Genomic DNA, 1,023 nt, shown 5'->3' with positions numbered 1-1,023 from the left:
TCGTGACCTTGCCATGTTCGTTCACCGCCATAGCGAGGGGAAGGAACAATTTGATCGGGTGATGGCGGCTGTCAAAGCCTCGCCCGAACTGGTGGCGCTGGGCAAGGATGGGCGAGGGGAGGCGCGGTTCACCTCACGGTCCATGCTGGAGACCGAACAGCGGCTCGAAAAGGCCACCGCCACGCTCGACGCGCGGCGCCATCATGGGCTGGCCGATCGCCATGTCGAACGGGCGCTGGCACAGGCCAGCGCAAGCGGGCTCGACCTCTCGGCCGAACAGCGTGGTGCGCTCGAGCATGTGACCAGTGCCAAGGGGCTGAGCAATGTCATCGGCTATGCCGGCACCGGCAAGAGCGCGATGCTGGGCGTGGCGCGCGACGCCTGGGAGCGGGCCGGCTATGATGTGCGCGGCGCTGCGCTCTCGGGCATCGCTGCGGAAAATCTGGAAAGCGGGTCGGGCATAGCCTCGCGCACGATCGCCAGCCTGGAGCATCAATGGGCGCAGGATCGCGAGCGTCTGACCGACAGGTCGATCCTGGTGGTCGACGAGGCCGGGATGATCGGCACGCGGCAGATGGAAAGGGTGTTCCAGGAAGCGGAGGCGCATGGTGCCAAGGTCGTGCTGGTTGGCGATCCCCAGCAGCTGCAGGCGATCGAGGCCGGCGCCTCGTTCCGCGCCATTGCCGAGCGCCATGGCAGCGTCGAGATCAGCTCGATCCGCCGGCAGGCGCACGACTGGCAGCGCGAGGCGACCAGGGCGCTGGCGACCGGTCGTACCCATGAGGCGATCACCGCCTATGGCGACCATGGCCATGTCCATGCCGCCGAGACGCGCGAGGATGCGCGTGGTGACCTGATCGAGCGGTGGGATCGCGATCGCATCGCCGACCCACGAGCCAGCCGCATCATCCTTACCCACACCAATGACGAGGTGCGCAGCCTCAACGAGGCGGCGCGCGAGCAACTGCAGCGGTCAGGGGAACTGGGCAGGGATGTCAGCCTCACCGTCGAGCGCGGCGCGCG

At 67.7% G+C, this 1,023-nt stretch carries 1 protein-coding gene; it reads left to right on the top strand.

Translation table 11 applies throughout. The annotated features are described in order from the left end of the window. On the top strand, nucleotides 1–1,023 hold a 1,023-nt coding region (locus ACUCV3_RS27295; protein WP_482241475.1), incomplete at both ends, for an AAA family ATPase.

It is taken from the genome of Sphingobium sp. VMM, assembly GCF_056790315.1.
The sequence above is the reverse complement of the archived record's forward strand: the minus strand, read 5'-3'. Positions and strand labels throughout refer to the sequence as shown.